We start from the raw sequence: 13604 nt of genomic DNA on the forward strand, positions 1-13604 counted from the left end.
CGATGCGCCGGCCCTCGGGCGGCGCATCGGGCAGCACGTGGGGGCGGGTGAAGTCCGCCACCACCGGCAGGATGCGCAGCGCGGGCTGCTCGCGTTGCAGCGCCTCGCAGGCCGCCAGCAGGTGCGGGCCGGAGATGTCCACCGGCACGAAGCTGTGCAGGCGCGTCGCGCGCTCCAGCAGCAGGCGCACCTTCACGAGCGCGCCGGCGCCGTACTCGATCACCTGGGCGTCCGGGCCCATGCGGTCGGCGATGTCGCCGGCATGGCGGCGCAGCAGCGCCAGTTCGGTGCGGGTGGGGTAGTACTCGGGCAGCTCGCAGATCTGCTCGAAGAGCGTCGAGCCCTGCGCGTCGTAGAAGTACTTGGGGGAGATCGTGTGCTCGGGGCCGGCAAGCGCGGCGTGAAGGTCCTCGGCGAAGCTGCTCATGCGTGGGTCTCCGCGCGCGGGCGCGCATCGCGGGCCAGTCGCAGCCCGGTGAACTGCCAGCGCGCGGCCGGCGGGAAGAAGTTGCGGTAGGTCGGTCGCGTGTGGCCGGGCGGGGTGGCGACGCTGCCGCCGCGCAGCACCAGCTGGCCGACCATGAACTTGCCGTTGTATTCCGAGGCGGCCCCCTCCAGCGGCTGGAAGCCGGGGTAAGGGTGGTAGGCGGAGCGGGTCCACTGCCACGCCTGGTCGTGCAGCTGCGCGATGCCGGGCAGCGCGGACGCGGCCTCCCACTCCTGCTCGCTGGGCAGGCGCGCGCCGGCCCATTCGGCGTAGGCGGCGGCCTCGTAGAAGCTGAGCTGCATCACCGGCGCGGCGGGATCCAGCGGCCGCAGGCCATGCAGGCCGAAGACGGCCCAGCGGGAGGCGGCACCGCTGGCGCGCGCGCCGAGTCCGCCATCGCCATTGCCATCGCTCGCGTCGACCCAGTACAGCGGCGCCCGCCACGCCTGGGCCTGCACCGTGGCCCAGCCGTCGGACAGCCACCAGCGCGGCTCGCGATAGCCGCCGTCGTCGATGAAGCGCTGGAACTCGCCACAGGTGACGAGCCGGCTCGCGATCTCGAAGGGCTCGAGCCAGACGCGATGCCGCGGTCCTTCGTTGTCGAAGGCAAAGCCTGCCCCCGGGGCCCGGGCGTCATGGCCGATCTCGACGAGCCCGCCCTCGTGGCGCAGCCAGGCGCTCACGCCGGTGGTCGCCGGCGACGGCGGGCTGTCCAGTAGCGCGGGCCGCCACGGATGGCAGGACAGCAGATGCAGCGCATCGGTGAGCAGCAGCTCCTGATGCTGCTGCTCGTGATGGAGGCCGAGTTCCAGCGTCGGCGCGATCGCGGCCCAGCGCGTGTCGTCGCAGCGCGCGATCAACTGGTGGATGTGCAGGTCGACGTGCTGCCGGTAGGCGCGGACCTGGTCGAGCGACGGCCGCGTCAGCAGGCCGCGCTGCGGCCGCGGATGGCGCGGGCCGAGGCCTTCGTAATACGAGTTGAAGAGGTAGTGGTAGCTGTCGTCGAGCGGCTGGTAGCCCGGCAGGTGAGGGCGCAGCAACAGGGCCTCGAAGAACCAGCTCGTGTGGGCCTGGTGCCATTTGGCGGGACTGGCGTCCGGCATCGATTGGGCGGCCTGGTCCTCGGCGGACAGCGGCTCCGCCAGCGTCAGCGTGTGACGCCGCACCGCCTCGTAACGGCGCGCGAGGTCGCGCCGCGCGGGCGGCAGATCGTGATCCGACATGCAAGCAACTCCTGTCGGCCCGGGGGAGGATGGGCCGAGCGACAACGGTAGCCGATTTGCCATCTCCCCATCCGGCGCGAGCCGCTGCGCGGGCGCCGGAGGGACGGCTCAGCTGCCACCCGATGTCAGCAAGGGCAAGGCGGGTACCCGCGGCGCGCCGACATCGTGCGCGGCTCATCGCGCGCCATTCATCGGGACGTCACGCCGCGCGGGCACGCTGGCGTCGCCCCGGCTCACGCATCCCTCCATGTCCATGACGCCGCCTTCGCTGTCCTCGACGATCGCTCCGCCCTCGCTGCCGACCGTTTCAATGCCGCCCGCCGTCCTGGCCGATGGCGACGCGCTGCCGCTGTCGTGGCTGCAGGATCGCCTGCTCGCGGAGCGGCTGCTCGAGGCGGTGTGGAGCGCGCGGCAGCCGACGACGCCGGCCCAGTTCTTCGTCTGGAGCCAGAGCCGGCTGCAAGTCTTGCTGCCGCATCGCCTGCTGGTGTGCGTCGGGGATCAGCCGCCATCGCCTCGGCTGGCCGCGCAGCTCTTTCACCTGAAGCCGATCGGGGACGTGCTGCAGACGCAGCTGGAGTCGCCCGAACATGGGCTCTGGCTGCACCTCATCCGGCGCTGGGGCGACGGCCGGCGGCCGCTGCGGCTCCAGCTGGAGCGAGAGGCGCCTTCGGCCCTGTTCCAGCCGCTGCTGGAAGCCGGGCTGCGCGAGCTCGCGCTGCATGGCGTCGTCGGCGATGGCGAGCGACCGCAGGGGCTGTTCCTGCTGGCCGGCGACGGCTGGGACGAGGACCACCTGCGTCGACTGGAGCTGCTCACGCCGGCGCTGCACGCGGCCTGGCGGCGGGCGCGACTGCAATCGCGGGGTCAGGCCTCGCCGCGCCGCGCGGGCGCGCTGGTGACGCCGCGCGAGCAGCAGATCGTCGAGGGCCTGCGCGCTGGCCTGAGCAACGAGGGGATCGCGATCCAGCTGGGCATCAGCATGTTCACGGTCAAGAACCATGTGCGCAAGATCCTGCGCAAGCTGGGTGCGAACAACCGCGCGCAGGCGGTCGCGATCGCGATGTCGCGCCGGGATTTCAGCGAGCCTGAAGCGCCCGCGGCGTGATGACGCGCACCAGCAGCGCGTGCAGCGCCACGCCGATCGAGGCACCGATCATGTCGGCCAGCACGTCGCGGGCCTCGGCGTCGCGGCCGGGGATCTGCGACTGCACCAGTTCGATCAGCACGCCGTAGGCGAGCAGCACGGCCAGCACGATCCAGCGCCGGCGCGGCCCCGCCGCGAAGCACTGCATGCCGATGAACGCCAGCGTGCCGAAGGCGGCGAAGTGATTCGCCTTGTCCCAGCCGAGGTCGGCGACGCTGGGCGGATGCGGCGAGAAAGCGAGCCAGCTCGCGCCCGCCACCACGGCGAGGAAGAGGAGGCGCCAGGCAGAGCGCCAGCGCGGGTCATGCAGGACTTCAGACATCAAGGCGGCCCGCCTCCGGGTTCGGGCGGAAGGCAGTGTGCCATGGGCCTGTGAAGCCGATGTGAGGTCGCGCCGCGCCTCACTCGAGGTGCTCGTGGTGATGGCTGGTGCCGCGCTTCCAGTACGCCGCCGCGCGGATCGCATGCCGGTCATGGCCCTTGTCCTCGACGAGGATGCGGCGCAGCGCGGCCATCGTCGCGGCCTCGCCGGCGCACCAGGCGTAGCCTTCGCCCGGCGGCAGCTCGAGCGCCCGGGCCGCGGCCAGCAGCGCGTCGTCGCCGTCGACCCAGCGCAGGTCCAGCGCGGCCCGGGTCTCGAAGACCCGGCGGTCGCTGGCCGGCACGTTCAGCAGCACGATGACGCGTGCGCCGTCCGGCAGCTCCTCGAGTCGGCGCGCGACGGCGGGCAGGGCGGTTTCATCGCCGGCCAGCAGATGCCAGGCGAAATCGGTGGGGATGATGAACGAGCCGCGCGGCCCGCCGACCGTCAGCGTGTGACCCGGCTGCGCCTGCGCGGCCCAGGCGGCTGCGGGCCCGTCGCCATGCTGGGCGAATTCGATGACCAGCTCGCGCGCGGCGGTATCGAACCGGCGCGGGGTGTAGTCCCGCATGACCGGGCCCTCGGCCGAGGCGGCGTCGAAGAACAGCTTCACGTGATCGTCGAAGGAGGCGCTGACGAAGTCGCCGAGCGACTCGCCGGACAAGGTCACGCGACGGAAGTTGGGCGTGATGTCGTCGACCCGCCGGACCGTGAGCTCTCGGCGCTTGAGTTCATGGCGCACGCGCTGGACGCGGCTGGTGGGCGTCTCGCGGCCGGCGTCGGCGGGCAGCGGGGCAGGGGTGATGGGCGCGTGGGTGGTGTCAGGCTTCATTGCCGATCCTGGGTATTTCATTGACAATGTCATCCATCTTGCGTTGGATCGATTGACAATGTCAACTAACACCACTGGCCGCAGGGACAAGGGCGACGACGTGCTCGAGCTCATCCATTCGGTGATGCACCGCTACCGCGCGCTGCAGTACCGCTTCCTGCGCGACGGCCCGCAGGACCTCACGCACATGGAGGGCAAGGTGCTGTTTTTCTTCGATCGCCACCCGGGCGGGACGCAGAGCGACCTGGCGCAGCACAGCGGTAAGGACAAGGCGCAGCTTGCCCGGCTGATCAAGGGGCTGCGGGACAAGGGGCTGCTCGAAGCCGAGACCGACGAGGTCGACCGCCGCCAGGTGCGGCTGCGCGTGAGCGAGTCCGGCCAGGCCGTGCAGCGCGAGCTGCGGCGCCAGGCGCGGCGGGTTTCGGTGCAGGCCCTGGCGGGCTTGAGCGCCGAAGAGCAGGGCCAGCTCGCCGCGCTGCTGAAGCGGGTGCAGGCGAATCTGGGCGAGGAATGACGCCTCACACCGGCGAGGAGGAGTGATGCGGCGAGCGCTTGTCGACCTCGAAAATCTCGCTTATACTCTTTGACTCTGTTGTTCGCGACAGCGCCGGTGTAGCTCAGTTGGTAGAGCAGCGCATTCGTAATGCGAAGGTCGGGAGTTCGACTCTCTTCACCGGCACCAATCTGAAAAGCCGCTTGGATGTCCAAGCGGCTTTTTCTTTGGGCGCGGCACAGGCGTGACAAGGCCTGCCCCCGCTGCCGGCGGGCTGTTCTGGCAGCGGCGCCGGATGCGCTCGCGCGGCTGAACGCCCGGTCGCCGACCCGGTGGTCGCAGGGGCGGACGGCCGCGCGGCCGAGGTGCCCGCGCGTCAGTGGCAACATCCCACGCCATGACCGCACATCCCCACGACGACCAGGCCGGCCGCCCGCCGGTGACGCTCCACCTGACCGCGCTGGAGGCCGAGCCGCTGCCCGGCACCCTGAAGGGCCTGCCGGCCGCCGCCGAGGGCGTTCCACTGCGCGCGCTGGGCGGATTGGCGCTGTCCCTGCTCGACGGCGACCTGCCGCTGCCGGCCGCGGTGCTGAAGGAATCGGCGCTGGCCCACAACGCGCGCTGGATGCGCGAGTTCACCGCGCGCGCCGGCGTGAGCCTGGCACCACACGGCAAGACGACGATGGCGCCGCAGCTGTTCCAGCGCCAGTTCGATCAGGGCGCCTGGGGCATGACGGCGGCGACGGCGGCGCACGTCCGCACTTATCGCCGCTTCGGCGTGCCGCGGGTGATCCTGGCCAATCAGCTGGTGGGCAAGGCCGACCTGGAACTGGTGCTGCGTGAACTCGAGGCCGATCCGGCCTTCGATTTCTACCTGCTGGTCGACTCGGCGGCGGGACTCGATCTGCTGCACCGGGCGGCCCGCGAGCGCGGCCTGAAACGGCCGCTGCAGGTGCTGCTGGAGGTCGGCACGCCGGGCGGGCGCACCGGCGTGCGCTCGACGCAGGAGGGCGTGGCGCTCGCCCGCCTGATCCGCGATGCGTCGCCGGTGATCGCGCTGCGCGGCGTGGAAGCCTTCGAAGGCGTCCACAGCGGCACGGAGACGGCGCGCGTGGAACTGGGCGCGCTGACGATGATCGAGATGGTGGCCGAGCTGACCCGGCTGGGCTGCGCCGAAGGCTGGTTCGCGCCGGGTGAGGTGCTGCTGACGGCGGGCGGATCGGCGTTCTTCGACATGGCGGCGAAGACGCTGGCGGCGGTCGAGGCCGGCGGCAGCGGCCATGCCCTGCGCGTGGTGCTGCGCAGCGGTTGCTACCTCAGCCACGACAGCCTGCAGTACGAGCGCATGCAGGACCGCATGAAGCAGCGTGCGGGCGCGCTGTGGGGCGACGGACCGGGCCTGCGCAACGCGATCGAGGTCTGGGCCTACGTGCAGTCGGTGCCCGAGCCGGGCCGCGCGATCTGCACCGCCGGCCGCCGCGACCTGAGCTACGACGCCTGCCTGCCGCAGCCGCTGTGGTGGTATCGCCAGGGCGTCCATGAGGCGCCGCAGGCGACACCGCCCGGCTGGTCCGTCTCCAAGCTCAACGACCAGCACGCCTACGTCGACGCGAGCGATGGCGCCTTGCCGCTGCGGGTCGGCGACCTGATCGCCTTCGGCATCGGCCATCCCTGCACGACCTTCGACAAGTGGCCGCTGCTCTACACCGTGGACGACGGCTATCGCGTCACCGGCGGGGTACGGACCTTCTTCTGAAATGAAGCGGGGCGGTCTCTCGACCGCCCCGCTCGTGGCGCCTGCGCTCAGGGACCGGCGTTTCTGGCCGCCCCCGGATCAGGTGCGGATCACTTGGCCTTCTCGGCCTCCAGGTGATATTGCGTCACACGCTCGACCTCGTTCTTCGAGCCCAGCACGACCGACACGCGCTCGTGGAGCTTGGTCGGGGTCAGGTCCAGGATGCGCTGGCGGGCGTTGGTGGCCGCGCCGCCGGCCTGCTCGACGAGGAAGGCCATCGGGTTGGCCTCGTACATCAGGCGCAGCTTGCCGGCCTTGTTGGGCTCGCGCTTGTCCCAGGGGTACATGAAGATCCCGCCGCGCGTCAGGATGCGATGCACGTCCGCCACCATCGAGGCGATCCAGCGCATGTTGAAGTCCTTGCCGCGCGGACCGGTCGTGCCGGCCAGGCATTCGTCGATGTAGCGCTTCACCGGCTCGTCCCAGTGGCGCATGTTGGACATGTTGATCGCGAATTCCTTGGTGTCCGCGGGGATCTTCACGTCGTCGGCGGTCAGCACCCACGAGCCCTGCTCGCGGTCCAGCGTGAACATCGCCACGCCGTCGCCCACCGTCAGCACCAGCGTCGTCTGCGGGCCATACACGCAGTAGCCGGCCGCCGCCTGCGCGGAACCAGGCTGCAGGAAGTCGTCCTCGCTGACGCCCTTGCTGCCCTCGGGCTTCTTCAGCACCGAGAAGATGGTGCCGATCGACACGTTCACATCGATGTTGCTGGAGCCGTCCAGCGGATCGAACATCAGCAGGTACTCGCCCTGCGGATAGCGGTTGGGCACGAGGTAGATGCTGTCCATCTCCTCGGACGCCATCGCGGCCAGGTGGCCGCCCCACTCGTTGGCCTCGATCAGCACCTCGTTGGCGATGATGTCCAGCTTCTTCTGGACCTCGCCCTGGACGTTCTCCGACCCGGCCGTGCCCAGCACGTCACCGAGCGCGCCCTTGTTGACGCTGATGGCGATGCGCTTGCAGGCGCGCGCGACCACCTCGATCAGCAGCCGCAGCTGCTGGGGGATGTGGCCGTGCGCCCGTTGCTGCTCGACCAGGTATTGGGTCAGGCTGACGCGTTGACTCATGAAAAGACTCCGATGGTTGCAAATCTCGTGCGCGCGCAGCGGCCCGACGCGCGGACCGCTCCGCACGCGGAATCAGGATTGCGCGGCGACCTCCGTCGGCGCGGCCGCCTCGGCTGGCGCCGGACGCGGATCCAGCGCCAACGCGCGCTGGACGATCTCGCGCACGTCGTTGGACAGGTCGGGCTTGGCCGCCACGCGGGCAATCGCCTCGCGCGCCGCGCTGCGGTAGGGCTCGGCCAGCGCGGTCCAGCGGTCCATGACGCGGGCCAGGCGGCCCGCCACCTGCGGGTTGATCGCGTCCAGCGCCAGCACCTGGTCGGCCCAGAACACATAACCCGCCGCGTCCTTGCGATGGAACGCCGCCGGGTTGAACATCGCCAGCGAGAAGATCAGGCTGCGCGCGCGGTTGGGATTCTTCAGCGTGAAGTCCGGATGCTTCATCAGCTGCTTCACCCGCGCGAAGGTCTTGCCGTCGCGCTCGGCCGCGCGGCCTTGCAGCGCGAACCACTTGTCGATGACCAGCGCCTCGCCCTTGAACTGGGCGTGGAAGCGCGCGAGCGCGCTGTCGGCCAGCTCGGCGTGCGCGTTCACGAGCGCCGACAGCGCGCCCATGCGGTCCGTCATGTTGGTGGCGTCCTTGAAGCGCTGGTAGGCGCGGCCCGGCCAGACGCCGTCGCCGCTGCGCGTCGCGTTGAGCACCAGCATCGCCAGGGACAGGTTCACCAGCGCGCGCTTGCCGCTCTGCACCGGGTCGGGGCTGTAGCCGGCCGTGACCTGATGCGCGTCATGGGCCCAGGCCCAGTCGGCCTGCAGGGCCGAGGCCAGCTGCGCCTGCGCCGCCTCGACGGCCGCATGCACCGCCTGCGGGTCGACCACGTCGAGCTGCTCGGCGATGTAGGCCTCGTCGGGCAGCTGCAGCGCCAGCGCCTTGAACGCCGGGTCCAGTTCCGGATGGCGTAGCACGGCGCGCATCGCGTCCAGGTAGGCCGCGTCCAGCACCAGCGGCTGGCCGGCGCGCACGGCGCCCAGGATGCGGTTCAGCGCCAGGCGCTGGCTGGCTTCCCAGCGGTTGAAGGCGTCGCTGTCGTGGGTCAGCAGGACCAGCAGCTCGGCGTCGCCCAGACCGTCGTCCAGCACCACCGGCGCGGAGAAGCCGCGCAGCAGCGAGGGCACCGGCTCGGACGGCACGTTGACGAAGACGAAGCTCTGCTCGGCCTGGTCCAGCACCAGCACGCGTTCGGTCTCGGTCGAGCCCGCGGCGCCATCCTCGCCCTGCAGCATCAGCGGCAGCGACTGGCCGTCGCGGGCCAGCAGGCCCAGCGCGACCGGGATCACCTGCGGCAGCTTGCCGTCCTGGCCCGGGGTCGCGGGCGTGGACTGCTGCAGCGTCAGCGTGAAGGTCTGGGCGGCCGCGTCGTAGGCGCCGCGCGCGCGCAGGCGCGGCGTGCCGGCCTGCGAGTACCAGCGCTTGAACGCGTCCAGGCGGCTGGACAGCGCCGAGCCCGGATTCGCGTCCGCGATCGCCTGCGCGAAGTCGTCGCAGGTCACGGCCTGGCCGTCATGGCGCTCGAAGTACAGCGCCATGCCCTTGGCGAAACCGTCGCGGCCGACCAGCGTCTGGTACATGCGCACCACCTCCGAGCCCTTCTCGTAGACGGTGGCGGTGTAGAAGTTGTTGATCTCGACGTACTCGTCGGGGCGCACCGGGTGCGCCATCGCGCCGGCGTCCTCGGGGAACTGGCGGGCGCGCAGCGCGCGCACGTCCTCGATGCGGCAGACCGCGCGCGCGCTCGGCGTGGCGGCCATGTCCTGGCTGAACTCCTGGTCGCGGAAGACGGTCAGGCCTTCCTTGAGCGACAGCTGGAACCAGTCGCGGCAGGTGACGCGGTTGCCGGTCCAGTTGTGGAAGTACTCGTGCGCGACGATGGACTCGATGCGGGCGAAGTCCGCGTCGGTTGCTGTGGCCGGTGAGGCCAGCAGCGCCGCGGTGTTGAAGATGTTCAGGCCCTTGTTCTCCATCGCGCCCATGTTGAAGTCGGACACGCCGACGACCATGAAGCGCTCCAGATCCAGCGGCAGCTTGAAGCGGGCCTCGTCCCACACGACCGAGGCGATCAGCGAGTTCATCGCGTGTTCGGTCTTCTCCAGGTCGCCCTGGCGGACGTAGACCTGCAGCAGGTGGTCCTTGCCGCCGCGGGTGCGGATGCGCTGCTCGCGCGCGACCAGGTCGCCGGCCACCAGCGCGAAGAGGTAGCTGGGCTTGGGGAAGGGGTCATGCCACTTGGCCAGGTGGCGGCCGTTGTCGAGCGAGGCCGTCTCGACCAGGTTGCCGTTGGACAGCAGCACCGGGTACCGGGCCTTGTCGGCGCGGAGGGTGACCGTGTAGACCGCCATCACGTCGGGGCGGTCCAGGAAGTAGGTGATGCGGCGGAAGCCCTCGGCCTCGCACTGCGTGAAGAAGCTGCCGCCCGAGGTGTACAGGCCCGACAGCGCGGTGTTCTTCTCCGGCGCGCAGGTGTTGCGGATCTCCAGCGTGAAGTCCGCGTCGGGCACGTTGTCGATGATCAGCTCATGGCCTTCCTGGCGGAAGGACACGCTCTCGCCGTCGATCAGCACGCGCAGCAGGTTGAGTTCCTCACCATGCAGGCGCAGCGGGCCGTGCGGCACCTCGGCGTTGCGTTCCAGGCGCATCTTGCTGGCGACCAGCGTCTTGGCCGGGTCGAGGTCGAAGCACAGGTCGACGGTGCGGATCCAGAAGATCGGCGCGACGTAGTCGGCGCGGCGGATCAGGGTGGCGGTGCCTTCACGCATGGCGGGCTTCCTTGTAGGAATGAAGAAGCCCCGGGCTCAAGGGTCGTGCGCCGGGGCTGTTGTCTCGTGTTGCTCTTAAACGCCTTGCTTCAGCGAGGCGGTGATGAATGCGTCGAGGTCGCCATCCAGCACTTTCTGGGTGTTGGAGATCTCGACGTTGGTGCGCAGGTCCTTGATGCGGCTCTGGTCCAGCACGTACGAGCGGATCTGGTGGCCCCAGCCCACGTCGGTCTTGCTGTCCTCGAGCTTCTGCTGTTCGGCCATGCGCTTCTTCATCTCGTGGTCGTACAGGCGCGAGCGCAGGCGGCGCCAGGCGACGTCGCGGTTGCTGTGCTGGCTGCGGCTGTCCTGGCACTGCACCACGATGCCGGTCGGGATGTGGGTCAGGCGCACCGCCGAGTCGGTCTTGTTGATGTGCTGGCCGCCCGCGCCCGAAGCGCGGTAGGTGTCGGTGCGCACGTCCGCCGGGTTGATGTCGATCTCGATCGAGTCATCGATCTCGGGATAGACGAACAGCGAGGCGAAGCTGGTATGGCGGCCGCCGGAGGAGTCGAACGGGCTCTTGCGCACCAGGCGGTGCACGCCGGACTCGGTGCGCAGCAGGCCGAAGGCGTACTCGCCTTCCACCTTGATGGTGGCGCTCTTGATGCCGGCGATCTCGTCGGGGGTTTCTTCCTCGACCTCGGCCTTGAAGCCCTTGCGCTCGCAGTACTTCAGGTATTGGCGCAGCAGCATGCCGGCCCAGTCACAGGCCTCGGTGCCGCCGGCGCCGGCCTGGATGTCGATGAAGCAGTTGCTGGGGTCGGCCGGGTTGTTGAACATCCGGCGGAACTCGAGTTCCTCGACCAACTCGGTCAGCTTGGCGGATTCCGCTTCGATGGTCTGCAGGCCGGTGACGTCGTTGTCGTCCTTGGACATCTCGAACAGCTCGAGGTTGTCGGAGAGATTCGACGTCAGGTGATTGATGGTTTCGACGACCTTGTCGAGGGCGCGCTTTTCCTTGCCGAGTTCCTGGGCCCGCTTGGGTTCGTTCCAGACGTTGGGGTTCTCCAGGGCGGCGTTGACTTCATTCAACCGCAGCGCTTTGCGGTCGTAGTCAAAGGTACCCCCTTAGCGCGGCGGTCCGCGCTTGCAGATCGGCCAGCGTGGTGCCGATCGCATTGATTTGCTCGATGTCCATGATTCGTTCGAGTGAAAGAGCCCCCGACAGGGGGCCCGAAGCCGGGTATTTTCTCATGCTGAAGCAGGAGGCCTCCCTAAGATGGCGGAATGCTTCCCCATCCCCCTGTCCCCGATGCGGGTTCCCCCTCCGGTGCGTTCCGCGCCCGGCGTCGGCGCGTGCGGCGCGGCAACTGGCGCTTGACGCTCATGCTGCTGCTGGTGTGGGCGCTGGTGACCTTCGGCGTGGCCTACTTCGCCCGGGCCTTGAGCTTCGACTTCTTCGGCTGGCCGTTCAGCTTCTGGGTCGGGTCGCAGGGGGCGCTGATCGTCTACGTGGCGATCGTGGTCATCTACGCGACCGTCATGAACCGCCGCGAGGCGCGGCCGGGGTCCAGGACCCTGTGCCGTACTCGGAAGAGGTCGACGCCAAGCGGCCCGAGCGCGAACCCTCGGGTCCGATCACCGGCTTCTGAGCCGCTTCAGGGGCGCTTCAGGATCGCGCCACGGGCGCGTCAGAACGGCGACGGATCCGCGGATTCCTGCTTCGCGGCGGCGAGCTGCGCCTGCAGCTCGGCGACCTGCGCGCGCAGCTTCACGTTCTCGTCCTGGAGCGCGCTGACCTGGGCGCGCAGCAGCGCGACGGCGGGATCGGCCTCGAGCTCCCCGTCCGCGTTGGTCGGCACGTCCAGCAGCGCGACGGCCACTTCCGCGACGGCGTCGCCGGCGGCCTTCTTGCCGACCTTCGATTCACGCACGCGCTTGGCGGCCTGACGCAGTTCCTTCTTGCCGCCCGCCGCGGCGGCGGCCTGCTCCTCGGCGCAGGTCGGCGATGACGGCGGCGGCGCTGATGGAGACCTCGCCCGAGCGCACGGCGGCGACGAGCTCCGGCGCGGCCGCCTTCTGGATCTTCTCGATCTGCGTCACCGTGGCGCTGCTGATGCGCGCGGCGCGGGCGATGGCCTCGCGGCTCTTGAGCGGCGGCGCGTCGGGGACCGGCGCGCCGATGGCGCTGGCGGGCGCTTCGGTCTCGGTGGCGGAGGCCTCGGGGCTGGGATCGCTGAGCACGGCCAGGCGGCGCGCTTCCATGATCTCCTTCTTGCGCAGCGCGAGCACGCCGCGCTGGAAGTCGGAGACGCTGCGGCGGCCCAGGTGCTGGTCGATCATCCACAGGTGCACGTCTTCCATCGACTTGAAGCGCGTGTTCTGCACCGTCTGGAAGGGGAGGCCGTGCTTGGTGCAGATGCTGTGGCGGTTGTGGCCGTCGACGAGGATGTCGCCCCACAGCACCAGCGCATCGCGGCAGCCCTCGGCCAGGATGCTGCGCTCGAGCGCGGCGTACTCGTCCTCGGTGAGGGGATCGATGTAGGCCTTGAGTTCTTCGGTGACGATGATGTTTTCCATGGGACGACGGCAGCAGCGGGGAGCGGAGCAGGACAGGGCGAAGGGGCGCGACAGGCGGGCGGCCCGTTCGGTGGGCCGCACGGGCGCAGGTCGCGCAGGCGACGGACGTCGCCGGAAAAGGGCGGCATTCTGCCCAATCCGCGCGGCTAAGCTGACGCACCCCGACCACGCGTGTCGGATTTCGATGATTTCCGGGAAGTTCCCCGCGATGACCGCGACCTCTTCAAGCCTCCTCGCCAGCGTGAGTCCGAGCCCCGATGCGCTCGCTACCGGATGGGACTACCCGTCCCCGCACTGCCTGTCGGTGAGCCCGCGGCCCGAGGACATCGACGGCCTGAACCACACCAACAACGCGGTGTATGTGCGGTGGTGCGAGCAGGTGGGGTGGTCGCATTCGGTGGCGCTGGGGCTGGACATCGAGGACTACCGGCGGCTGGACCGGGCGATGGCGATCCGCCACGGCGGCTACGACTACCTGCTGCCGTCCTTCGAGGGCGAGGCGCTGGTGCTGGGCACCTGGCTCACCGGCGGCGACGGCAGGCTGGCGATGGAGCGTCGATTCCAACTGCGTCGCGTGAGCGATGGGCAGACGCTGATGCGCGGCCGCTGGGAGCTGGTGTGCATCGACATCTCCGCCGGTCGGCCCCGGCGCATGCCGCCGGAGTTCGTCGCGGCGTATCAAGCGGCGGTGGTTGGGGCTCCGGCTGACTCGCGGCCATCTCCCTCCGGTGGGGAAACGCTGGGGTGAAGGACTGCGGGAGGCCGCTGCCCTCACCCAGGCCGCTACCCCAGGAATTCTTCGACGCGCGCGCCAACGCCTCTG

The 13604-nt window shown here is 70.0% G+C and carries 11 protein-coding genes, 1 tRNA gene and 2 pseudogenes; 6 read left to right on the plus strand and 8 right to left on the minus strand.

The window, feature by feature from the left end; genetic code table 11:
• Both FUT87_RS09410 and egtB read right to left on the minus strand, forming a co-directional pair.
• A partial coding sequence (locus FUT87_RS09410) for an L-histidine N(alpha)-methyltransferase (protein WP_186830453.1) occupies window positions 1-427 on the minus strand: 427 nt, incomplete at its 3' end.
• Complete coding sequence (egtB, locus tag FUT87_RS09415; RefSeq protein ID WP_147240866.1) at window positions 424-1710, minus strand: ergothioneine biosynthesis protein EgtB; 1287 nt, start codon at window positions 1708-1710, stop codon at window positions 424-426. The genes FUT87_RS09410 and egtB, both read right to left, overlap by 4 nt.
• Window positions 1711-2020: 310 nt before the next feature.
• Between egtB and FUT87_RS09420 the strand changes: the two genes are divergently transcribed.
• Window positions 2021-2818 (plus strand): helix-turn-helix transcriptional regulator, encoded by a 798-nt coding sequence (locus FUT87_RS09420; protein WP_091725561.1) that lies wholly within the window; start codon window positions 2021-2023, stop codon window positions 2816-2818.
• On the opposite strand, the gene FUT87_RS09425 is transcribed toward FUT87_RS09420, so the two are convergent.
• Both FUT87_RS09425 and FUT87_RS09430 read right to left on the minus strand, forming a co-directional pair.
• Entirely contained in the window at window positions 2790-3179 is a 390-nt protein-coding gene (locus FUT87_RS09425; RefSeq protein ID WP_147240868.1) for a VanZ family protein, read from the minus strand. The genes FUT87_RS09420 and FUT87_RS09425 overlap by 29 nt on opposite strands.
• Window positions 3180-3258: 79 nt before the next feature.
• Entirely contained in the window at window positions 3259-4050 is a 792-nt protein-coding gene (locus FUT87_RS09430; protein WP_147240869.1) for a siderophore-interacting protein, read from the minus strand.
• A 58-nt stretch (window positions 4051-4108) separates the two neighbouring features.
• Here FUT87_RS09430 and FUT87_RS09435 point away from each other — a divergent pair, with 58 nt between their 5' ends.
• The 3 genes from FUT87_RS09435 to FUT87_RS09445 all read left to right on the plus strand — a co-directional run bounded on the left by FUT87_RS09435 (window position 4109) and on the right by FUT87_RS09445 (window position 6299).
• Window positions 4109-4564: a MarR family winged helix-turn-helix transcriptional regulator gene (locus tag FUT87_RS09435; RefSeq protein ID WP_091725555.1), complete on the plus strand. Its 456-nt coding sequence runs from the start codon at window positions 4109-4111 to the stop codon at window positions 4562-4564.
• Window positions 4565-4656: 92 nt separating this feature from the next.
• Window positions 4657-4732, plus strand: a tRNA-Thr gene (locus FUT87_RS09440).
• Between the two features lie 208 nt (window positions 4733-4940).
• On the plus strand, window positions 4941-6299 hold the full coding sequence (locus tag FUT87_RS09445) for an amino acid deaminase (protein ID WP_255511745.1): 1359 nt from the start codon (window positions 4941-4943) through the stop codon (window positions 6297-6299).
• A gap of 89 nt (window positions 6300-6388) precedes the next feature.
• Here FUT87_RS09445 and FUT87_RS09450 read toward each other — a convergent pair whose 3' ends face one another.
• The 3 genes from FUT87_RS09450 to prfB all read right to left on the minus strand — a co-directional run bounded on the left by FUT87_RS09450 (window position 6389) and on the right by prfB (window position 11399).
• Window positions 6389-7408, minus strand: a complete 1020-nt coding sequence (locus FUT87_RS09450; RefSeq protein ID WP_091725551.1) for a class 1 fructose-bisphosphatase — start codon at window positions 7406-7408, stop codon at window positions 6389-6391.
• A 72-nt stretch (window positions 7409-7480) separates the two neighbouring features.
• Complete coding sequence (gene pepN / locus FUT87_RS09455; protein WP_147240870.1) at window positions 7481-10219, minus strand: aminopeptidase N; 2739 nt, start codon at window positions 10217-10219, stop codon at window positions 7481-7483.
• Between the two features lie 75 nt (window positions 10220-10294).
• Window positions 10295-11399, minus strand: a protein-coding gene (prfB, locus tag FUT87_RS09460) for a peptide chain release factor 2 (RefSeq protein ID WP_141225315.1) whose coding sequence is annotated in 2 segments (ribosomal slippage) — window positions 10295-11317 and window positions 11319-11399 — 1104 coding nt in all. Because the reading frame shifts where the segments join, the coding sequence is not laid out codon by codon here.
• A gap of 89 nt (window positions 11400-11488) precedes the next feature.
• Between prfB and FUT87_RS09465 the strand changes: the two are divergent.
• Window positions 11489-11746 (plus strand): annotated as a pseudogene (locus FUT87_RS09465) (DUF4212 domain-containing protein); the annotation flags it as partial.
• A 146-nt stretch (window positions 11747-11892) separates the two neighbouring features.
• On the opposite strand, the pseudogene FUT87_RS09470 reads toward FUT87_RS09465, so the two are convergent.
• Window positions 11893-12781, minus strand: a pseudogene (locus tag FUT87_RS09470) (plasmid replication/partition related protein).
• Between the two features lie 241 nt (window positions 12782-13022).
• Between FUT87_RS09470 and FUT87_RS09475 the strand changes: the two are divergent.
• A complete protein-coding gene (locus FUT87_RS09475; protein WP_147240871.1) occupies window positions 13023-13529 on the plus strand; it encodes a thioesterase family protein in 507 nt (168 codons plus the stop codon).
• Window positions 13530-13604 lie beyond the last annotated feature (75 nt).

Source organism: Mitsuaria sp. TWR114 (assembly GCF_007997345.1).

What these genes read in the sequence shown, in the direction of transcription:
- egtB (WP_147240866.1), bottom strand. Translation starts at nt 1,710, where the DNA reads ATGTCGGATCACGATCTGCCGCCCGCGCGGCGCGACCTCGCGCGCCGT.
- FUT87_RS09450 (WP_091725551.1), bottom strand. Translation starts at nt 7,408, where the DNA reads ATGAGTCAACGCGTCAGCCTGACCCAATACCTGGTCGAGCAGCAACGG.
- FUT87_RS09445 (WP_255511745.1), top strand. Translation starts at nt 4,941, where the DNA reads ATGACCGCACATCCCCACGACGACCAGGCCGGCCGCCCGCCGGTGACG.
- FUT87_RS09435 (WP_091725555.1), top strand. Translation starts at nt 4,109, where the DNA reads ATGTCAACTAACACCACTGGCCGCAGGGACAAGGGCGACGACGTGCTC.
- pepN (WP_147240870.1), bottom strand. Translation starts at nt 10,219, where the DNA reads ATGCGTGAAGGCACCGCCACCCTGATCCGCCGCGCCGACTACGTCGCG.
- FUT87_RS09420 (WP_091725561.1), top strand. Translation starts at nt 2,021, where the DNA reads ATGCCGCCCGCCGTCCTGGCCGATGGCGACGCGCTGCCGCTGTCGTGG.
- FUT87_RS09430 (WP_147240869.1), bottom strand. Translation starts at nt 4,050, where the DNA reads ATGAAGCCTGACACCACCCACGCGCCCATCACCCCTGCCCCGCTGCCC.
- FUT87_RS09425 (WP_147240868.1), bottom strand. Translation starts at nt 3,179, where the DNA reads ATGTCTGAAGTCCTGCATGACCCGCGCTGGCGCTCTGCCTGGCGCCTC.